The sequence below is a fragment of the Sphingomonas sp. 77B genome, from assembly GCF_056497825.1.
Genome location: NZ_JBWMBY010000002.1, coordinates 44,936 through 63,785, shown reverse-complemented (window position 1 = coordinate 63,785; position 18,850 = coordinate 44,936). Strand labels below are relative to the sequence as shown.

Sequence of the window (18,850 nt, the reverse complement as noted above, 5' to 3'; positions counted from 1 at the left end):
TACGCGTGCGAGGCGGCTATCCCTCACCCGGGGTGCTAGAACGCGCGAGAAATTGTCAGGAAACAGGACTTTATTTCCGAGGGCTACGCTCCTGAGCCGCGTATATTATGCCTCGATCACGATGTTGCGACGCCGCGTTTTGGGCCATCGCATGTAGAGAAGCACTGCCCCCCCTAACCAAAGCGCAAGCCCACCGATCGCGAAGGCGAGCAGCCAGGGCGTGTTGAAGTTCTCGTGATTCGTCCAATCCATGATGTGAAGGCCCCAGAAGAAGTCGTAGAGCCGCCAAGTGCCGGTTCGGACAGCCGAGATCCGACCGGTGTCGGCCGCGACAAAGACGCGGGTGGAATCGAGGTCGGCGAACGCGACGCGCCAGGCGGGGAGCGTGCCGCGATATTCGGGGCTGGCGCGCTCGATCCGCTCTACCTTCGCCGCTGGTCGAGCACCGCCACGCCATGCCAAACGCGCGATCTCCTCGGCCTCACGAGCCGTTGGTGCTGGCAGCGCTTGGCCCGTCGCGGCGTCGAACAGGCGCGTTCCCTTGGCTGTCGCGACCTCGGCGACCGGGCGGCCAAGCCACATGCGATAGGTGATGGCCTCGATGGGCGCATCTGCTGCGCCTACGATCGCCGATGGTGGGGCGAACGTGCTGCCGCGGGGAAGGGGCGCCGCGGCTTTGCGGTCAACGAGGTGATCGCCATGCACCCGATCGATCGGCAGGAAGCTCATCAGGGCGCCGCTTGCGAACCATAGCAGGAGCTGCGCGCCGATGATGATCGCGAGCCATTTGTGCGTGCGGCTCGCGAGTAGATGCAGCCTCAGTTTCGCGCTTTTCAGAACCACTCCTCCCTCAACCTCGTCGCCGGGGTCACTTCATACCCGGCATGTCCTTCATCATCTCGTCGTGATCGGCCGGGGCGCTCGCGACCAGTGCCTTATACTGTTCGGGCGTCATGCCGGGGAGCTTGCGGACGAACGCGACCATATTCCAAATTAGGGGGTCGGGATGCGTCTTGCCCCATGCCGGCATGGCGCTGAGCTTCACCCCGTGCTTGATGATCCAGAATTGCTGGGCGGGGGTGAGATCTTGAGCGCGCGCGAGTTCCGGCGCCTGTGGATAGAGGCCCTGGCTCATCTCGGATTTCTCGACGCCGGGGCCGAGATGGCAACCGGAACACATTTCTCCGTAAAGGCCCGCGCCGACTGACACGCGCTGCGCCGATGCCAGATCGGCCGGGGGTGTTATGCCGCGCGCGCGTGCCTCAATCGACCGATCGCGCAGGCGTTCGAGCATTGAATAGACCGCCGGCGTGTGCGGTTCGTCGGCCGCGATGTTATACACGCCAAGGTAGATAAACGCGGCTGCGCCCAGCGCCAGGACGATCGCCAGGGCGCCTACGAACGGCAGGCTCGGGAAGTGCTGCCTTATCGAGCGCCTGCCGTCTTGAGCCATCTGTTCCTCCATCGATCAGAACCAGACACGAACGCCGGCGACGATGCTCTTGGACGTTGCGCGATCCCCATCGGCGCGCGCGTAGCGGGCGGTGTCGCCGAAGCGGCGATCCCATGACACGCCGACATAGGGGGCGAACTCGCGCCGGATCTCATAACGCAGCCGCAATCCAAGCTCGGCGTTGGATAGGCCCGATCCGATCCGGTTTTCCGGCACGTCCTGCGCAGCGAAATTGAGCTCGGCGCGCGGTTGCAGGATCAGCCGCTGGGTGATGCGCTGGTCGTAATAGCCCTCAAGCCGCCCTAGCAGGTCGCCCTTGTTGGACAGGAATACCGCGCCCTCTAGCTCGAAGAAGCCCGGTGCCAGCCCCTCCAGCCCGACGGTCGCATAGGTGCGTTTCGGGGACGGCCCCAAATCCTGGCGGACACCCGCTTGTAGATTGAAATAAGGGCCAATGGTCCGGCTATAGAGCGCCTGCACCTCGGCGCTCTCGATGCCCTCGCGGAAGGCTCCCTCGCCCTCAGACTTGATGAAGAGGCGGTTGATGTCACCCCCGAACCACGCCTCGCCATCCCAGCGATAGCCGTCACGACCGTTGCGGAATTGATACTCAGCGAGGTTCAATAGCACCTGGCTGAAGTTTTGACCGCCGTGATGCTGCTGAAGGTGATGGCGACCCATCGCCATCGCGTCCGCGCCGTAAACGCTGTCGGCCGCATGGTCGGTCGGCAGGGGCGGGGCGGGGGCGTTTCCTGCGGGAAGCGCGGTGCCAGTCTGCTGCACCCCATCGGCCGCCATGCCTGGCATTCCGGCCATTCCCGACATGCCCTGCATGTCGTGGCCGCTGTGCTGGTCGGCTGGCATGGTCATCCCCGGCATCGCCGAATGGTCCATGCCCTGCATCGGCTGCTGGGAGCCCTGAGGGACCGTTTGGCCGTTTCCGGGCATCTGCATCCCCGGCATGGCTTCCATGCCCTGCTGTGAGCCCTGCGGAGCCGCATGGTCCATGCCGGGCATAGACGAGTGATCCATGCCCGGCATGGTCCCGTGATCCATACCATTCATGCCGGCCGTTGGCGCGGCGCGGCGTTTCGTCGTCGAAGCTGATGGTCGCCTCGCAGGAGCTGACCTAGTCTTGGCCGGCTTGCCTTTGGCCGTGGGCTTCACCACCGGCTTCTTTTTCGCAGGCATCGGCATGGTCATGCCCGGCATTGCCGAATGATCCATGCCCTGCATCGACTGAGCGGCGACAGGACCGGCGATGCCGAGCATGGTGGCGGCGGCGAGCGCCGCGGTCAGCCGGTTCATGCCGCCTCTCCCGCGAACGGGCGAACGGTGACGACGCGCATCATGCCTGCGGTCATGTGGTAGAGATTGTGACAGTGGAACGCCCAATCGCCGGGTGCATCGGCGGTCAGATCAAAGGTCATCTTGCCTCCAGGCGGCACGTTGACGGTGTGCTTGCGCGGCGCATGATTGCCGTGCCCCGTCACCAGCTCGAAGAAATGGCCGTGGAGATGGATGGGGTGCGGCATCATCGTATCGTTGACCAACGTCACCCGCGCCCGCTCGCCTTTGCGGAACGGGATGGGGTCGGCGGGATCGCTCAGCTTCTGCCCGTCGAAGCCCCACATGTAGCGCTCCATGTTACCGGTCAGATGGATCTCGAACTGACGCGACGGCGCGCGCACGTCGGGGTTGGGCGCGAGCGAAACGAGGTCGCGATAGGTGAGGACGCGGTGATCCAGGCCCTCCAGACCCTGGGGCGGTTCACCGCTACGGTCCTTCGGCATCGGGGAGATGGTCTGCACGCCCGGCCCCATCTTCACGCCCGGCGCATTCTTCGGGTCGCGCATGTTCATGTTCATGCCGCCACCCGACCCGTGGTCCATCCCGGCCATGCCGCCAGCCTGGCCCGATCCGCCCGACATGGCACTATGGTCCATGCCGGCCATGCCAGCACCGCCCGCTGCCATTTGGCTATGGTCCATCCCGGGCATTACAGCGCCGCCCATCTGGCTGTGGTCCATGCCCGACATGCCGGACATGCCCGCCATCGCTGCGCCTGCCGCGACCGTCCCGTGATCGGTCGGCCCCTTCCAGCCCGTCAGCTTCCAAAGATTGCGCGAGGCGTTCTGCATCAAGGTGGGGTCCGGCCCGCGCGTGGCGACCGGGCTCTCGTCCTTCATGCCGGACATGCCCTGCATCCCGCCCATGCTCCCCATGTCCATGCCCATATCGGTCATGGTCAGCAGCGTGCGCGGACGAAGCGGCGGGACCGGGGCGACCATCCCCTCACGCGGGGCGAGCGTCGCCCGGCCCATGCCGGAGCGATCGATAGCCTCGGAGACGAAGCTGTAGGCCCGGTCCTCGGGCGTCACGATCACGTCGAACGTCTCGGCAACGCCGATCTGGAACTCGTCGATCTTCACCGGACGGACATTCTGCCCATCGGCCTGCACGACGGTCATCGGCAGGTCGGGGATGCGGACGTTGAAGTTGGTCTGCGCCGCGGCGTTGATGATCCGCAAGCGGACCCGCTCGCCCGGCTTGAACAGCCCCGTCCAGTTGTCATACGGCCCGTAGCCGTTGACCAGGAAGGTATAGGTCGAGCCGGTGACGTCGGCGATGTCGGCGGGGTCCATTCGCATCTTTCCCCACTCGATCCGGTCCTTGAGCGGCATTTCCCGACCCGCGAGCAAGCCCGCGAGGGTCGGCCGCTGATAGTTGAAATAGGCGCCGCCCATCTGCTTCAGCTTCCGGAAAATCTGCTCGCCGGTCATCTGGCTGTGGTCGGACAGCACGATCACATGCTCGCGGTCGAACGCGATCGGATCGGCACCGGCCGGGTCGATCACGATCGGCCCGTAAAGTCCGCCCTGCTCCTGCTCGCCGGAATGGCTGTGATACCAGTAGGTGCCCGACTGGATGATCGGGAACTCGTAGATGAAGGTCGAGCGCGCCTTGATGCCGGGGAAGCTGATGCCGGGCACGCCGTCCATCGCGAACGGCACGAGCAGCCCATGCCAGTGGATCGAACTGTCCTCGTCGAGATTGTTGGTGACGGAGAGGCGGACCTTTTGCCCCTCCTTCAAGCGAATGAGAGGGGCCGGCACCGTGCCGTTGACGCCGATTGCGGGCGTCGACTTGCCGTCGACGGGAAGTCTGAAACTGTCGATCGTCAGCGCGATGTCAGTGCCCGAGACGGTCGGCAGCGGTTTGACGATCCCGCCCGAGACAGGCTGCGCCCACGCGGGCATATAGGCGGTCAGCGCCATGCCACCGCCAGCAAGGGCGGCGCCGCGAAGCATCTGGCGGCGATCGATAGTGCGGCTCATACGGTCCTCAAGGCTCTCGAACGGGAGTGTCCCTCTAGCCTTGATACGCAGCTCAGGGCGCTATCCCTCAGCGCCCGCCCAATCGCTCCAGCAACTTCGATCGCGCGCGATAGAGGCGGGTTTCTACCGCCTTTTCGCTGATCGACAACACTGCCGCGGTTTCAGCCTGGCTCAACCCCTCGATCGTGCGCAGCACCAAGGATTCCTTCAATGCGGTCGGCAAGCCCGCAATGGCGCGCGTCACGCGGTCGAGTTCCTGTCGGTCGCCCGTCGCGTCGTCGATCGCCACCTGGTCGTCTGCAATGGCTTCGGCTTCCGGGCCGATCGGTGCGGCGAACGCCAGAAAGCGCCGCACGGTGCGCTTGCGCCCCCAATCGCGGCACTTGTTGATCGCGATCGTCGATAGCCACGCGCGCATCGATCGATCGCCGTCGTAGCGGGGCAGGGCCTGATGCGCCGCGACGAAGGTCTCCTGCAGAAGGTCCAGCGCCTCGTCGGCCTCGCCGACGCACGCGCGCACCATGCGGAAGATTGACTGCCGATGGCGGCGCATGATCTCGGCGAAGGCGGCTTCGCGCCCGGCGATGCTGAGGGTCGCCAGCTCGCCGTCCGTAAGCGTGGTCCAGTCGAGGCTCACGCGCCGAACCTCAACGTGCGTCGTCGGTGAGCGCCTTCACCACGGCCTGATCGAACTGGCCGGTCTGATTGGGCCGCAAGAGCTGGCGCATGGCGAAGATGTGCGCCAGCGTCGCTTTCTGGAGCTCGCCCATGACGGCGTGGCTCTGGTCGACCGCTGCGGCGACGCGCGGCCCGTTGCCATGCTCGGCCTCGATCGCTTCAGCGAGCCGGGCATTGTTCGCCCGCAATTCCAGCTCGAATGCGCGCCGCTGCACGGCGAAACGCTGCTCCAGCACTTCAAGTCGCGCTTCCTGGTTGGCGTCCAGCGCCAGCTTATGATGCAGCACGTCGTGCAGCTCCGAGCCGGGCTGGGCACGTGGCGGAAGTAGCGCCCGCCCCACGAACACACCGATGATCGCGGCGATGAAGCACGCGACAATGCCAAGCAGAAGGCGGATGCGGCCGCTCATTGCACGCCGACGAGCAGCGTGGAGGGCGCGAGCGGCGACACCGGCCCCAAGGGCGATAGCGAAGCCGCGCTGGCTTCCTTCGCGGGCACACCGGCACCGAAGATGCCCATGACGAGCGCCGCAGCGATCGTCATTGCCCCAACGCCTAAGCCGGCGCGCGCCGCTGGACGTGCGGCGACCCGCGCCAGCACGCGATCTTCCATGCCATCAAGGCTCGCGGGCACGGGTGCTTGCGCCAGCCTCATCAATACTGCGTCGAGGTCCATGTCGTTCACTCCACCCCTCTAGCATGGATTACGCAAGCGACGCGCCCATCCCTCAAATCCATCCGTGAGGGGTGGTCGATCGGGGCGCGTAATGAAGGACAGGAACCCTCCTGTCGAAAGGCCCCCTATGCGCCGCCTATCCGTTCTGACTGCTGCTGCCGCTCTCGTCATGTTCGCCGGAACGGCGAACGCCCATCCTAAGCTGGTGTCGGCATCGCCGGCCGCCAATGCGACGGTCGCGAAGCCCGCTCGTATCGAACTTCATTTCAGCGAGAAGCTGATGCCAGCCTTCTCCAAGGCCGATCTCACGATGGCAGCGATGCCCGGCATGGCAGCCATGAAGATGGCCAGCGCCTCCGCGCTCTCGTCCGATGGCCGGACCCTCGTCATCACCCCGAAATCGCCGCTCCCATCGGGTCGGTATAGCGTCGCGTGGAATGTCGTCTCGACCGACACCCACAAGGTCGCAGGAACCTACGTCTTCGCGGTGAAGTGAGGCGATGGGGGACTGGTCGCTTATCGGCGTCCGCTTCGCGCTCTACGTGACGCTGGCTGCGCTGTTCGGCCTTGCCGCATTCAGCCTTTATGGGCTGCGGGCGCGCGAGCGCGGCGACGCGCTCGCGCTGCGTCCCTGGTTCATCGCCAGCGCTGGCCTGAGCCTGTTGTTTTCAGGCGCCTGGGTCGTGCTGATGGCCTCCTCAATGGCCGGAACGCCGGCCTGGCCGATCGACCGTGAAGCAGTCGGCGCGCTGCTCACCGGCTCTGCGATCGGAGCAGCATGGAAGCTGCGCATGGTCATGGTGGCCCTCGCGGCGCTGGCAGCGCTGGTCGCGGGCGGGCGCGGCATCTGGCTGAGCATCGTCGCGCTCTGCTCGGCCGTGGCACTCGCAACGCTGGCGTGGACCGGACACGGCGCGATGGACGAAGCCGTGATGGGCTGGGTCCACCTCATCGTCGACATTCTCCATCTGATCGCCTCGGGCGCTTGGGTTGGCGCACTACTGGGGCTGCTCCTGCTCGTCTCCCGACCCGCGGCGCGCGTAGACGCGGCGCATCTGGGGCTGACGCACCGCGCGCTGCACGGGTTCGGCGCGATCGGGACGGTTGTGGTCGGCACGATCCTCGTCACCGGCCTGGTCAACGGCTGGATGCTGGTCGGGATCGGCAACCTCGCCACGCTTCCTGCGACGCTCTATGGTCAGCTCCTGATCGCAAAGCTGGCGCTGTTCGTCGCCATGCTAGGGCTCGCCTCGCTCAACCGCTTCCGGCTCACGCCGGCATTCGAGCGGTCGATCGCAGCGGACGATCACAAGGGCGCCCTCGGCGCGCTGCGGACAAGTCTGGCGATCGAAACCGCCTGTGTCATCGCGGTTCTCGGGCTGATCGCCTGGCTCGGGACGCTCGCGCCGCCTGCATCGGCGATGTGATGCGCGGCCGGGGAGCCCTCGCGGTCCCCGGCCGTTCACGGGGCCGCGCCTGATGGATCAGTCGATCCTGCTCGACGAGACGGGGAGGATGCTGGCCGTGGCCGGCCTGATCTGCGTGGTGCTGCTCGTGCCGATGATGATCGTCGGGCTGATAATCAGCATCATCCAGGCGGCGACGTCGATTAGCGAACAGACGCTGAGCTTCGTGCCTAAGCTGATCGCGCTAGGCGTATGTTTGGTGATTTTCGGGAGCGCAGCGACCGAGCTCCTGACCAAGTTCACGGCCGAGCTGTTCGCTGTGATCGCGAGCATGGGCCGTTGATATGCAGATAGCTGCGCGGGCGGGCGACCGCCCGCGCAAGCCCCGCTATGCCGCCATCCGATCGCAGGAATCGGCGCACTTCCGGCACGCTGCCACGCAATCCTCCATGCCGCCCAGGGCCTCGCAGCTCGCTGCGCAAGCCCGGCAGATCTCGGCACACTCGCGGCAGATATGCTGATGGTGGGCGGACTTGCGCGCCATGAAGTCGATCGCAACCGCGCAAATTTGCGCGCAGTCGGCCATGATCTTCATATGCTCGGGCGCGGCGTGCTGGCCGCCCATTTCGAGGCAATGGTTCATCGCCATGTGAAGACAGGTCACATGGCATTCGTGGCAGGCGTCCATGCACGCCTTCATGCCGGGGTCGATCTGGTGCATCGCATTATCTCCGTATGAGCCCCCGCCTGTTCCTAGATACGCGCGCCGCGCGATCACCCCTTGCCGCGATCTCCGTCGTTCGCGGCAAGTTACATGGCCCACCGACCGAACAGCGTCGCAACGATGATGCCCGCGCCAAGCATGATGAGCGTCAACACTGTCATTGCGGCGATCTGAGGTCCGGTCACGCGCGCGCCGGCCGCCATGCCGCTCATCCCTGCCATTGCGTCGTGTCCCATGTCCGGCATCGGCGTGGCCGATTGCCGGTCCGCGCCGACTTCGTGTCCGCCATGCCCCAGCGCGCGCACCGTGCCCATGCCGTGCTTCAAGCGCACGCCAACCAGCCAAAGGTTGATCGGATAGGCGACTGCGAACCCGACGAGTGTCGCCAGCGACATGACGCCCCAAAAGCGGAGCGAGCTGGCGTGCATCGCGGCCATGTCGCGGCTCATCAACACCACCATCGTCGGGATCATGCCGGCCATGACGGCATTCATCGACAGCCATTCGGGGATGAACGACATGCGAAGCGCGCCCCAATAGGAACCGCCCGCCATGTCGCGCATGAAAAGCGCCTGGAAAATCAGCAGTCCGAACGCGAAGCCGAACACATATTCCGCGATCACGTCCTGCCACATCGGCAGGCCGAGCGCCGTGGTGATCGCGGCTGCGGCGATGACGCCGGTTGCATCGCCCGCCATGCAATGGATGGCCGAGCCGAACGCCTGCTTCCAGAGCGGTCGAACGAAATCCTCGTGCCGCTCGTTCGCCGGCTCCTGGCAGGACAGGACATAGGCCGCGGCCATGATCGGGCCACCATAGAGCGTGACCAACAGCCACCCCCATTTCATCACGCGCAGCTCGGGGTTGCGGGTGAAGGCATCCCACGCGACGTAAGCGACCGAAAGGGCGGTCAGCACGAACCACCCGATCAGCACGGCGTCGAGCCAGGGGGCCGGGGATGGCATCGTCACGGCAGCACTCCTCTACATGCTAGAGGATACGCGGCTCTCCGGATCATCCCTTGCGCGGAGCGGGCTAGGCGAGCTTGCTGGAAACGGCCTTGATCGCTTTCAGTCCCGATCCGAACCGCGCGATGGCCTCCCGGTTCTTCTCCAGCTCGCCATAGGGCAGGTAGGATATGTCGAGGTCGGCTACGCGGCTGAACGCGGGCCGCTGCAACTGCGCGCGAACGTCCGTCTCGCGCGCGTCGGGCGCGACAAGGAACAGCCCCGCGGTCGCGTGAAGGTCGCCACCGCTCAAGGCCAGGTCGAGCATCCTGACGATGCCCGAATAGATCGAGGTCGAATGCTCCACCTCGAACGCCGCGGCGACATGATCGCCGGCCTTCTCAAGCCACAGCACGTCGATCAGCCGGATCGAGTCAGCGCCCTTCGACGTCGCGATCGTGTCGGGCAGGCGCTCAAGGCATCCTGCGCCCAAGGGTGATCCGTCGAAGGCGCGGCTGCGGTCGTTCGCGGCGATCCATACGTCATAGCCGAGCGCCAACCCTAGATCGCGAAGCCATGCCTGGATTTCGGTATGGGTGCGCTCGTTCTCGCCCTCGCGCTGAGCGGCCTTGCTGAGCGTGCGCGCTTCCTCGCGCGCCGCCTCAAGCCGCTGCCCCCAGCTCGCCAGCGTCGCGCCGCTCACGTCGAGGGGCGGAGCCGGATAGCGATCGGAGCCGATGTCGAACAACAGACCGCCGATCGCGCCTAAATCATTCGATAGCAGCTCGCGGAAGCGGTCGTTGAGATCGAGGATGCCGGTCCGCATCGCCAGAAAATGCTCCCAGCTCCCGAGCTTCACATTCGCCCCCGTCAGCGCGTTGTAGCCCTTAACGATTGCGGTGTTGAAGGGCGGCACCAGCGTCGGGTGAAGGAAGTAGAGGAGGTTGGCGACCGCCGGACCCAGCCCCTTGATCTTCAAACGGTCGATCGCGTGGATATGGCTGATGATCTCCTCGGCCGTGTCGCAACAGGAACAGGCGTCGAGCAAGCGGCCGAACGCGCGCTGATTGTCGGGGCTCTCGTAAATGTCGGGGATGCGGAGCTTCGGCTTCCAGAGGAACGCATGGTCCGCGCCCTTGAAGATTTGCCGCTGCTCGGCGACGGAATGGACGACGGTTTCGAGCGACGATCCGCGGTAGGCGACGCCGAACGTGCCGCGCTCGATCTCGCCGACAACCTGGGTGATGCCGCGCCGGATTGATCGGAAGTTCTTCAACCGCTCGTCCCAAAGAAACCAGCTCCGATAGGTCGCGCCCTGATCGTCACGCCAGCGGGCAATTAAGCGGCGCACCAGGCCGTCATGGTCGGTGCCAGTAGAAAGACTGTCGATCTGCGCTGCCATATGTCCCCGATTGCCCCCGGCCCGCGTTTGGCGAGCTAGTAATAGACCTAAGCTGCGGCCCTTATGGCGTCGAGGGTGTAGAGCTGGCCCCCGCAATATGAGGGCAACGCCGCTCCCGCGCGTAGATTCAACATACAGGCCAGCGGTGCCGACAGGGCCTTGACCCTAACACGGTGTCATACCCTACATGCTCTCGGGTCGAAGGAGTCTTGCCATGAACGACCCTCATTACCATTCCCAAGCCGGGCGTTGCGGCTGTTCGAAGCCTGCGCCTGAATCGGTCTCCACGCCCTCATCCTGTTGCGGGGGCGGCTCGGCCGCTCCCGCAAAGATCGAGCACGAACATCATCACACCGAAGCGGGCGGCTGCTGCTCGGGCAGTAAGGACAACGATGCCGCAGCAGCAGTGATCGACGCGGTGTGCGGCATGACGGTCGATCCCGCAAAAACGACACACCATGCCGAGCACGCTGGTCATGCCTATCATTTCTGTAGCGCAGGGTGCCGGAGCAAGTTTGTCGCCAATCCTGACGCCTATCTGAGCGATAAGCCGAAACCGGAGCCGATGGCGACGCCGGGGGCGATGTGGACGTGCCCGATGCACCCGCAAATTCGCCAGGAAGGGCCGGGAACTTGCCCAATCTGCGGCATGGCGCTCGAACCCGAAGAACCGTCGCTCGACGATACTCCCAACCCTGAGCTGGTCGACTTCACGCGCCGACTGTGGGTGGCGGGCGCGCTCACGATCCCGCTGCTCGTCGTCTCGATGTTCGCGGAAATGTTAGGCCTGCATGTGGTTAGCCCTGCGGCCTCGCCTTGGGTCCAGCTCGCACTCACCGCGCCGATCGTGCTGTGGGCGGGCTGGCCGTTTTTCGAGCGGGGGTGGACATCGCTTCGTACCCGCCATCTCAATATGTTCACACTGATCGCGATCGGCGTAGGTGCCGCCTTCCTCTATAGCGTGGTCGCGACGCTCGCGCCGGGCATCTTCCCAGCGACCTTCCGCACGCATGGGAGCATGGTTCCCGTCTATTACGAGGCGGCCGGCGTCGTGGTGACACTGGTGCTGCTCGGGCAAGTGCTCGAACTGCGCGCTAGGGCGGCGACAGGGCGCGCGATCCGCGCTCTCATGGATCTCGCCCCCAAGACGGCGCGACGCTTGCAGCCTGACGGTTCTGAAGAAGAAGTCGGGCTTGCCGACGTGGCAACCGGTGACCGGCTGCGGGTCCGCCCCGGTGAAGCCATCCCGGTCGATGGCGTCGTGGTCGAGGGTCGTTCGTCGGTCGACGAAGCCATGCTCACCGGCGAACCCGCGCCGGTCCTCAAGGAAGTCGAGGCGATCGTTACCGGGGGCACCGTCAACGGGACGGGCAGCCTGGTGATGGAAGCCCGCGCGGTTGGTTCGGACACGATGCTCGCGCGTATCGTCCGCATGGTCGCGGAAGCGCAGCGAAGCCGCGCCCCGATACAGGCGGTCGCCGATCGGGTTTCAGGATGGTTCGTGCCGCTCGTCGTGCTGATCTCGATTGCGACCTTCATCACTTGGTCGCTGGTCGGCCCTGAGCCGCGCATGGGCCATGCCCTGCTTAACGCCATCGCAGTGCTGGTGATCGCCTGCCCGTGCGCGCTCGGGCTCGCCACGCCCATGTCGATCATGGTCGGCACGGGACGCGGCGCTCAGGCCGGCGTGCTGGTGAAGAACGCGGAAGCCTTACAGGGGCTGGAAAAGGTCGATACCCTTGTCATCGACAAGACGGGTACGCTCACGGAAGGCAAGCCCAAGCTGATCGCGGTCGAGACGGTCAGCGCGGTCGGAGAGAACGACATGCTCGCGCTTGCCGCGGCCGTCGAAGGCCAATCCGAACATCCGCTCGCGCACGCAATCGTCGTTGCCGCCAAAGAACGAGGATTGCAGCTCGGCACAGTCGCGGACTTTGCCTCGCAAACCGGGCTGGGTGTCAGCGCCACGGTGGGCGGCCGCTCGGTCGTGATTGGCAATGCGGTGCAAATGAGCCGGATCGGCGCTGATCTCAAGCCGGTCGACGCCGCGGCCGATCGTCACCGTGGCGAAGGCGCGGGCATCATCCTCGTCGCGATCGACGGGGCGCTCGCCGGTCTGCTCGCAGTCGCCGATCCGGTGCGCGCATCGGCGCGCGACGCTATTGCCGCGCTTCGCAAGGAGGGCCTGCGGGTCGTCATGCTCACCGGCGACAATCGTGGGACGGCCGATGCTGTCGCGCGCGCCGTGGGCGGTCTTGATGACGTGCGCGCCGATCTGCTGCCGGAAGACAAGGCGCGTATCATCGGCGAGCTGAAAGCGAGCGGCGCAAGGGTCGCAATGGCGGGCGATGGGATCAACGACGCCCCGGCGCTCGCCGCCGCGGATGTCGGCTTGGCGATGGGAACGGGAACAGACGTGGCGATCGAAAGCGCCGGCATGACGCTCACGCGCGGCGATCTCTCGGCGATCGTGCGCGCCCGCAAGCTCGCTCGCGCGACGATGCGAAATATCCGCCAAAACCTGTTCTTCTCGTTCTTGTTCAACGGAATCGGCGTGCCGGTTGCGGCCGGCGTGCTTTACCCGGTTGCCGGTATCCTGCTGTCGCCGATGCTGGCCGGTGCAGCGATGGCGCTCTCGTCCTTCACCGTGGTCCTGAACGCACTGCGGCTCAACGCGGTAAAGCTGTGAACATCGGAGCGGCGTCGGACGCCAGCGGCGTCTCCCAACGCATGATCCGCCACTATGAAAAGATTGGTTTGGTGCCCGCGCCGCCACGGCGCGGGAACTACCGGGACTACGCCGACGCTGACGTTCATCGGCTGCGATTTATCGCCAACGCGCGCGACCTGGGGTTCCCGATCGAGGAAATCCGCACGCTGCTGGGGCTGTGGTCGGATCGCGATCGGTCGAGCGCGGAAGTGAAGACGCTGGCGGAAGCCCGCGCTGCCGAACTGGGCCGCAAGGTCCGCGTCTTGGACGCCATGCGCCGCTCGCTTACCGGGCTCGCCCAAGCCTGTCATGGCGATGATCGGCCTGATTGTCCGATCATCGAACGCTTGGCTGAATAACTTGCGCGGCTAACTTTTACTCCACTTGAGCGTGATCGTGCGTCGCACCGTTTCACGCGTTTCGCGCTGCGGCTTTGCCGCACCCCTCGATCGCCGCGCGGTTGGCCGTCACGATCCTGTCGGCCCCGACGATGGCGCGGAACGCGGTGGGACTGGCGCTCTGGATCATACGCTGCCCGGCTTCCCAGCGGGGCAAGTCGAGCGTCCGCGCCGCCATGCGCTCGGGCCATTGCCAGCTCGCCGGTGCGATCTCGCGCGCGACCAGGCCCGGCACGATCGCCCATGCGAGGATGCCGGCCGCCACCCCACCCAGGGCAAACCATAGCTGCCGATTCTTCTGGTCGGCGCGTGTCCATGCGGACCCGGCGATGGCGCGAAGATCGGCCATGATGCGGGCCTTGTCCTCGCCCGCCTTGGCGAGCGCCGCCTGATCCTCGCGCCGGGCGGCGCTGCCCGCCGCGGCGATGCGCTGCGCCATCTGCTCCGGCGTCATCGCCAGCGCCGGGGCCGCTTTCAGGAATTGGCCGATGCGCGCGACGTTCTCGCCTGCCGTGTTCACGTTCTGCTGGAGCACGCCAAGCGTCTCGGTATGGTCGGGTATGTCGATCGCCGCGCTCGGCCGCCAAGCCCTCCACGGCGCAGCGCCAGCTCGCCGCGCATGGCCTCGAACGCCTCGGCCGCGCCTGCTCCGCCCTGATCGTCCTCGTTCGTCACCTGTCGTGAGCCTGCAACCCGTGATATTCCTCCGAGTTAATCAAAGGAGACCCAACAATCACCGGACCGGTCATGCCTAAGACACCACACACGAAAGGCCCGGACGAAACCCTTTCTCTCCTCGCCGATCCCTATCGGTTCATCTCCAGGCAGTGCCAGCGCCTAGGCGCAAACGCTTTTGAATCCCGTTTCCTGCTGAAAAAGACCAACTGCCTTAAGGGGGCCAAGGCCGCCGAAATCTTCTACGATACGACCCGCTTCGAGCGCGAAGGTGCCATGCCGGTCGCTATTCAGAAGACACTGCTGGGCCAAGGCGGCGTTCAGGGTCTGGACGGCGAGACCCATCGGCACCGCAAGCAGATGTTCATGGGCCTGATGACACCAGAGCGCGTGCGGGCGCTGGCGCAATTGTTCGAGGCCGAGTGGCGCAGGGCGGTGCCGGGCTGGACGCGCAAAGGAGAGATCGTCTTCTATGACGAGTTGCATGAGCCGCTGACGCGAGCGGTATGCGCTTGGGCGGGAGTTCCTCTTCCGGACGATGAAGCCGGCAACCGCGCGGGCGAGCTGCGGGCGCTGTTCGACGCCGCCGGCTCGGCGAGCCCAAGGCATCTTTGGTCACGGCTGGCCCGTCGTCGCGTCGACGCATGGGCGAAGCGGATCATTGAAGGCATTCGGGCCGGGAGCATCGGCTCGGGCTCGGGGACCGCGGCTTACGCGATAGCCTGGCATCGCGACCGGCACGACGATCTTCTTTCGCCGCACGTCGCAGCGGTCGAACTGGTAAATGTCCTTCGCCCGACCGTCGCGATCGCAGTGTACATCACCTTCGTCGCCCACGCGCTGCAAACCTGTTCAGGGATCAGGGCGGCCTTGGTTCAGCAGCCGGACTATGCCGAGCTCTTCGTCCAAGAGGTCCGCCGATTCTATCCCTTCTTTCCCGCTGTGGTGGCGCGCGCGAGCCAAGATTTCGAGTGGGAGGGGATGGCCTTTCCGGAAGGGCGTCAAGTGGTGCTAGACCTTTATGGGAGCAATCACGACGCAGCGACCTGGGCCGACCCCCAGGAGTTTCGCCCTGAGCGTTTCAGGGCTTGGGACGAAGACTCCTTCAACTTCATTCTCCAGGGCGGCGGCGATCACTATCTCGGCCATCGCTGTCCCGGCGAATGGATCGTCCTCGCGATCATGAAGGTGGCGGCACACCTCCTCGTCAACGCGATGCGCTATGACGTACCGGACCAAGACCTGAGCATCGATTTCGCCAGGCTGCCAGCGCTTCCGAAAAGCGGCTTCGTGATGCGCAACGTCCACATAGGTGGCTAGGGCCGCGTGCCGTGGTGATGGTGATCGGCTCCGTTATCGACCGTTTGCGCGAGTACGGGGTGCGATGCGACATCTACGCAGTCGAATGTTGGTTCAGCAAGTCGATCACGGCGCACCTCGCCGCCCCGTCGCCTTCGCAACGGTCGATGGTCGCAGCCAGCAGGCTTTCTAGTTGCGCCAGATCCTCCATCTTAGCGCGCACACGCTCTAGATGGTGAGCCGCGATCTCGCGGACCTCACTGCATGACGCCTGCGCAGAACCGCCAAGAGACAGGATCGCGCGCACCTCGGCCGGGGAGAAGCCGAGTTCGCGCGCGCGACGGACGAACCCAAGTGCGCGGACGTGACCGGTCCCATATACCCGCCGCCCGCCGCTTGTGCGGGGTGGCGTTGCGAGAACACCAACGCGCTCGAAGTACCGGATCGTCTCGATATTCACGCCAGTCCGGCGAGACAGCTCGCCGATCGTGATGCTTTCCTCAACGCGCATATATTGCTTGCTCCTGTAGTCACTACAGGATGCATAACGGGCTAACCCGCTAGAGGCGATAGATGAACCAAGAGACCATCCCGCGTGAACCCCTAGGCGCACCAACGTCACGACGTCGCGCCGACACGGGGCTATCCGCCCTCGGCGCGCTTGCGAGCTTAGCCGCTGTTCTAGCTGCGGCGTCATGCTGCGTCCTGCCCCTCGCACTCGCGGCGCTCGGCCTGGGGGCGGGCCTGTCCAGCAACTTCGCCGCGCTGATACCACTACGGTGGCCGCTAACGGCGACCTCCCTCATCGGCTTGGCTGCTGGGTGGTGGGCCTACGCGCAGCGGCGGAGGTCCTGTGCTGGGGACCGGTCCTGCACAATGCCGCTGCCCTCGCGCGCGACACCTATCCTGCTCGCGATTGGAACGGTTCTGACGCTTATCGCGTTCGCCTGGGACCTCCTAGAAGCGCCGCTGATGAACGCGCTTTCCTGATGCAGCTCACCTCAACCCTGACCTGTCCCAAATGCGGCGGGGTGGCCACCGAAAGGATGCCCACCAACGCCTGCCAATTCTTCTATGATTGCCGGCATTGCGCGGTGGTGCTGCGGCCCCTGGCTGGCGACTGCTGCGTGTTCTGCTCATTTGGCGATGTCCCATGCCCTCCGATCCAGGAAGCGAAAGCAAACGGGACTGTGGCGGGCTGCTGCGGGTGAGGCGATAGCTTCACGTTTCTTCGTGAACTGGGGTCCTGCTCGCCAAGGTCGCGCAAGCGAAATTGCCTACTTCGGTCTTATTCGACCGGTTCCTGACCTGCCTCAACTGCTCATTTTCGAGAGGGCATTTGAACAGGATAGCATTTCGGGCGCTTCAAAAACCCTTGCTCCTCCAGTTGCTAGAGCATGTAACCGCAATTTGCTCTCCTGCGGACGGGGGGCTGGAGGTGGCTTTTTGACGGCCCGTGTTGAAGCAATCGGTATGTCTCGACGCTCATTAGTGGCGCGGTTGGTGGCCTGTGGAACCGGCTTGGTGCTCGGTTCTCCAACGCTCGCGCGACAGACTTCCCGGTCTGCGGCCTCGTGGAACTTCGGCGCGGCTCACCTCGAATGGGAGCCGCTGGAAGTCGGCACGGGTGATACCCTCCTTGTTTCGGCACAAGTGCGCGGAGTGCCGGCGCGGGCGGTGCTCGACAGTGGCAGCGGCGCGTCGATCATGAGCACGGCGCTCGCGGCGAAGCTCGGCTTGAACAATGGTGAGCGGCGCATGATTAGCGGGCTGAGCGCCAAGGCCCCGGTGCTGCTGGTCCGCGACATCGACGTACAGCTCGCCCGCGAAACCCGTCGCTTACCCTTTGCCGTTGTTGGTGATCTGAGTTCAGTGTCGGCGGCCTTCGGACGACCGATCGACGTTCTCCTCGGTGCCGATATGTTCACGGGCAGCTGCATCGCGCTCGATTTCGCGAACAGGCGTATGGCGGTCGTCAAGTCAGGCACGTTTCTCGCCGGCCCCGACTGGCGCGCTGTCGCGCTCGGACGCGGTGCCAAGCAGGAGCTGTTCATCCGGGCCTCCGTCGAGGGCCTGTCTCCCGTGCCCTTGATGATCGATCTTGGCAGCTCGGCCGCGCTGATGCTCTCGTCGGCCTATGCCCGCGATCAAGGGCTGTTGAACGGGAAGCTCGTCTCGACCGCGGCGATCGGCGGCGTCGATGGTGTGCGTATCAACGATGCTTTCACGATCCAGAACATCAACATCGAAGGGCTTGGCGTCTCGAACGTCCCCACACTCGGGATGAGAGCTTGGCTCTCCACCAGCACGGTTGGCAATGTCGGCCTACCGCTGATCGCTCAATTCGACGTGGTGTTCGACGTGACCGCCGGATTCGTGTGGCTCCGGCCACTCGGTCCTCGTCGTCGCCTGCCGATGCTGAAGGACCGTAGCGGCCTTGGCCTCGCAGCCTCACCAACGGCGCTCACCGTTGTTCATGTGGCGGCGAACAGTCCCGCGGAAAAGGCTGGCTGGGCGGTCGGCGACCGGATCGTGGCGGTGAACGGCCATTCGATCGATGCGAACTATACGCGTGGGGAGCTCTGGCAAGTGCGCTCCCGGCCTGCTGGCACCCTCGTAAAGCTGACGATGGCCTCGGGTGATGTGCGCGAGCTCAGGCTGGCCGATTATTATTGATCGGCTTGAGGGTGGCCTTTGCCGATCGCCTTCATGATCCGACAATCGGCCATGCGCGCCTTGGTGCAGCTCTGGCTGAGCATTGCCAACTCATCCCGCAACACCGCGAGTTGCGCCAGTCTCTCCTCCACATCCTTGAGGTGCTGAGCAGCGATAGCTGAGGCGGCACCACAATCCTGGTCCGGGTTCTGCGCCAGCCCCATCAACGAACGGATCTCGTCGACGGAGAAGCCAAGCCGGCGACCGTTGCGGATGAAGTGCAAACGCTCAATGTCACTGGCATCGTAGGTTCTGCGACCCGACGCCGTGCGAGGGGCGGATCGGAGCAACCCGATCGACTCATAAAAGCGGATCGTCGTCACCTTCGTCGAGGTCTCGCTGGCGAGCTGCCCAATCATCACCGGCTTCATCATGCCATCCTTGCTTATGCGAACGTGTCGCACATTTCGCTTGCTTCTACAGCGACTG

At 65.0% G+C, this 18,850-nt stretch carries 22 protein-coding genes; 9 read left to right on the top strand and 13 right to left on the bottom strand.

The genetic code is table 11. The annotated features are described in order from the left end of the window. Positions 1-105: 105 nt before the first annotated feature. The 7 genes from AC1GI4_RS17510 to AC1GI4_RS17480 form a co-directional block, all read right to left on the bottom strand. A complete protein-coding gene (locus tag AC1GI4_RS17510; RefSeq protein WP_017980780.1) occupies positions 106-843 on the bottom strand; it encodes a PepSY domain-containing protein in 738 nt (245 codons plus the stop codon). Between the two features lie 25 nt (positions 844-868). Next, positions 869-1,453, bottom strand: coding sequence for a c-type cytochrome (locus tag AC1GI4_RS17505; protein WP_024310687.1), 585 nt, complete (start codon positions 1,451-1,453; stop codon positions 869-871). Positions 1,454-1,468: 15 nt separating this feature from the next. Beyond that, positions 1,469-2,761 (bottom strand): copper resistance protein B, encoded by a 1,293-nt coding sequence (locus AC1GI4_RS17500; RefSeq protein ID WP_043060765.1) that lies wholly within the window; start codon positions 2,759-2,761, stop codon positions 1,469-1,471. Continuing rightward, positions 2,758-4,791, bottom strand: a complete 2,034-nt coding sequence (locus AC1GI4_RS17495; RefSeq protein WP_018251213.1) for a copper resistance system multicopper oxidase — start codon at positions 4,789-4,791, stop codon at positions 2,758-2,760. The genes AC1GI4_RS17500 and AC1GI4_RS17495 overlap by 4 nt, the downstream gene beginning before the upstream one ends. 67 nt (positions 4,792-4,858) lie before the next feature. Next, positions 4,859-5,428 carry an RNA polymerase sigma factor gene (locus tag AC1GI4_RS17490; RefSeq protein WP_018251214.1) on the bottom strand — a complete coding sequence of 190 codons (570 nt, stop codon included), beginning with the start codon at positions 5,426-5,428 and terminating at the stop codon, positions 4,859-4,861. A 10-nt stretch (positions 5,429-5,438) separates the two neighbouring features. Continuing rightward, positions 5,439-5,879, bottom strand: a complete 441-nt coding sequence (locus AC1GI4_RS17485) for a periplasmic heavy metal sensor (protein ID WP_017980786.1) — start codon at positions 5,877-5,879, stop codon at positions 5,439-5,441. Next, positions 5,876-6,145 (bottom strand): hypothetical protein, encoded by a 270-nt coding sequence (locus tag AC1GI4_RS17480; protein ID WP_020486670.1) that lies wholly within the window; start codon positions 6,143-6,145, stop codon positions 5,876-5,878. Before AC1GI4_RS17480 ends, AC1GI4_RS17485 begins: the two co-directional genes overlap by 4 nt. A 127-nt stretch (positions 6,146-6,272) precedes the next feature. Between AC1GI4_RS17480 and copC the strand changes: the two genes are divergently transcribed. Genes copC through AC1GI4_RS17465 form a run of 3 tightly spaced genes read left to right on the top strand, consistent with a single transcriptional unit; the run spans position 6,273 to position 7,894 of the window. Next, positions 6,273-6,641, top strand: a complete 369-nt coding sequence (gene copC / locus AC1GI4_RS17475; protein WP_020486671.1) for a copper homeostasis periplasmic binding protein CopC — start codon at positions 6,273-6,275, stop codon at positions 6,639-6,641. Positions 6,642-6,645: 4 nt separating this feature from the next. Then, positions 6,646-7,572 carry a copper homeostasis membrane protein CopD gene (copD, locus tag AC1GI4_RS17470; protein ID WP_017980789.1) on the top strand — a complete coding sequence of 309 codons (927 nt, stop codon included), beginning with the start codon at positions 6,646-6,648 and terminating at the stop codon, positions 7,570-7,572. Positions 7,573-7,624: 52 nt separating this feature from the next. Continuing rightward, on the top strand, positions 7,625-7,894 hold the full coding sequence (locus AC1GI4_RS17465) for a flagellar biosynthetic protein FliQ (protein WP_017980790.1): 270 nt from the start codon (positions 7,625-7,627) through the stop codon (positions 7,892-7,894). A 45-nt stretch (positions 7,895-7,939) separates the two neighbouring features. On the opposite strand, the gene AC1GI4_RS17460 is transcribed toward AC1GI4_RS17465, so the two are convergent. From AC1GI4_RS17460 to AC1GI4_RS17450, 3 genes are all read right to left on the bottom strand, one after another. Next, positions 7,940-8,272 (bottom strand): four-helix bundle copper-binding protein, encoded by a 333-nt coding sequence (locus AC1GI4_RS17460; RefSeq protein ID WP_017980791.1) that lies wholly within the window; start codon positions 8,270-8,272, stop codon positions 7,940-7,942. An 89-nt stretch (positions 8,273-8,361) separates the two neighbouring features. Continuing rightward, entirely contained in the window at positions 8,362-9,240 is an 879-nt protein-coding gene (locus AC1GI4_RS17455) for a DUF4396 domain-containing protein (RefSeq protein ID WP_017980792.1), read from the bottom strand. A gap of 70 nt (positions 9,241-9,310) precedes the next feature. Next, positions 9,311-10,624, bottom strand: a complete 1,314-nt coding sequence (locus tag AC1GI4_RS17450; protein ID WP_017980793.1) for a hypothetical protein — start codon at positions 10,622-10,624, stop codon at positions 9,311-9,313. A 331-nt stretch (positions 10,625-10,955) separates the two neighbouring features. Here AC1GI4_RS17450 and AC1GI4_RS17445 point away from each other — a divergent pair, with 331 nt between their 5' ends. Together AC1GI4_RS17445 and cueR are read left to right on the top strand one after the other, a co-directional pair. Further along, on the top strand, positions 10,956-13,313 hold the full coding sequence (locus AC1GI4_RS17445) for a heavy metal translocating P-type ATPase (protein ID WP_371262954.1): 2,358 nt from the start codon (positions 10,956-10,958) through the stop codon (positions 13,311-13,313). Beyond that, positions 13,310-13,693 carry a Cu(I)-responsive transcriptional regulator gene (gene cueR / locus AC1GI4_RS17440; protein ID WP_017980795.1) on the top strand — a complete coding sequence of 128 codons (384 nt, stop codon included), beginning with the start codon at positions 13,310-13,312 and terminating at the stop codon, positions 13,691-13,693. The genes AC1GI4_RS17445 and cueR overlap by 4 nt, the downstream gene beginning before the upstream one ends. Before the next feature lie 52 nt (positions 13,694-13,745). Here the strand turns inward: cueR and AC1GI4_RS17435 are convergent, their stop codons facing one another. After that, positions 13,746-14,267, bottom strand: coding sequence for a DUF6118 family protein (locus AC1GI4_RS17435; protein ID WP_017980796.1), 522 nt, complete (start codon positions 14,265-14,267; stop codon positions 13,746-13,748). Positions 14,268-14,479: 212 nt separating this feature from the next. Between AC1GI4_RS17435 and AC1GI4_RS17430 the strand changes: the two genes are divergently transcribed. Next, positions 14,480-15,727 carry a cytochrome P450 gene (locus AC1GI4_RS17430; RefSeq protein WP_479630447.1) on the top strand — a complete coding sequence of 416 codons (1,248 nt, stop codon included), beginning with the start codon at positions 14,480-14,482 and terminating at the stop codon, positions 15,725-15,727. A gap of 73 nt (positions 15,728-15,800) precedes the next feature. Here the strand turns inward: AC1GI4_RS17430 and AC1GI4_RS17425 are convergent, their stop codons facing one another. Beyond that, entirely contained in the window at positions 15,801-16,217 is a 417-nt protein-coding gene (locus AC1GI4_RS17425) for a MerR family transcriptional regulator (RefSeq protein WP_017980798.1), read from the bottom strand. A 62-nt stretch (positions 16,218-16,279) separates the two neighbouring features. Here AC1GI4_RS17425 and AC1GI4_RS17420 point away from each other — a divergent pair, with 62 nt between their 5' ends. The 3 genes from AC1GI4_RS17420 to AC1GI4_RS17410 all read left to right on the top strand — a co-directional run bounded on the left by AC1GI4_RS17420 (position 16,280) and on the right by AC1GI4_RS17410 (position 18,382). Continuing rightward, positions 16,280-16,696: a mercuric transporter MerT family protein gene (locus AC1GI4_RS17420; RefSeq protein WP_017980799.1), complete on the top strand. Its 417-nt coding sequence runs from the start codon at positions 16,280-16,282 to the stop codon at positions 16,694-16,696. Continuing rightward, positions 16,696-16,917: a GDCCVxC domain-containing (seleno)protein gene (locus AC1GI4_RS17415; protein ID WP_081609171.1), complete on the top strand. Its 222-nt coding sequence runs from the start codon at positions 16,696-16,698 to the stop codon at positions 16,915-16,917. The genes AC1GI4_RS17420 and AC1GI4_RS17415 overlap by 1 nt, the downstream gene beginning before the upstream one ends. A 262-nt stretch (positions 16,918-17,179) precedes the next feature. Then, positions 17,180-18,382 carry an aspartyl protease family protein gene (locus AC1GI4_RS17410; RefSeq protein WP_081614886.1) on the top strand — a complete coding sequence of 401 codons (1,203 nt, stop codon included), beginning with the start codon at positions 17,180-17,182 and terminating at the stop codon, positions 18,380-18,382. On the opposite strand, the gene AC1GI4_RS17405 is transcribed toward AC1GI4_RS17410, so the two are convergent. Beyond that, positions 18,376-18,792: a MerR family transcriptional regulator gene (locus AC1GI4_RS17405; RefSeq protein ID WP_004212867.1), complete on the bottom strand. Its 417-nt coding sequence runs from the start codon at positions 18,790-18,792 to the stop codon at positions 18,376-18,378. The genes AC1GI4_RS17410 and AC1GI4_RS17405 overlap by 7 nt on opposite strands. Positions 18,793-18,850: the final 58 nt, after the last annotated feature.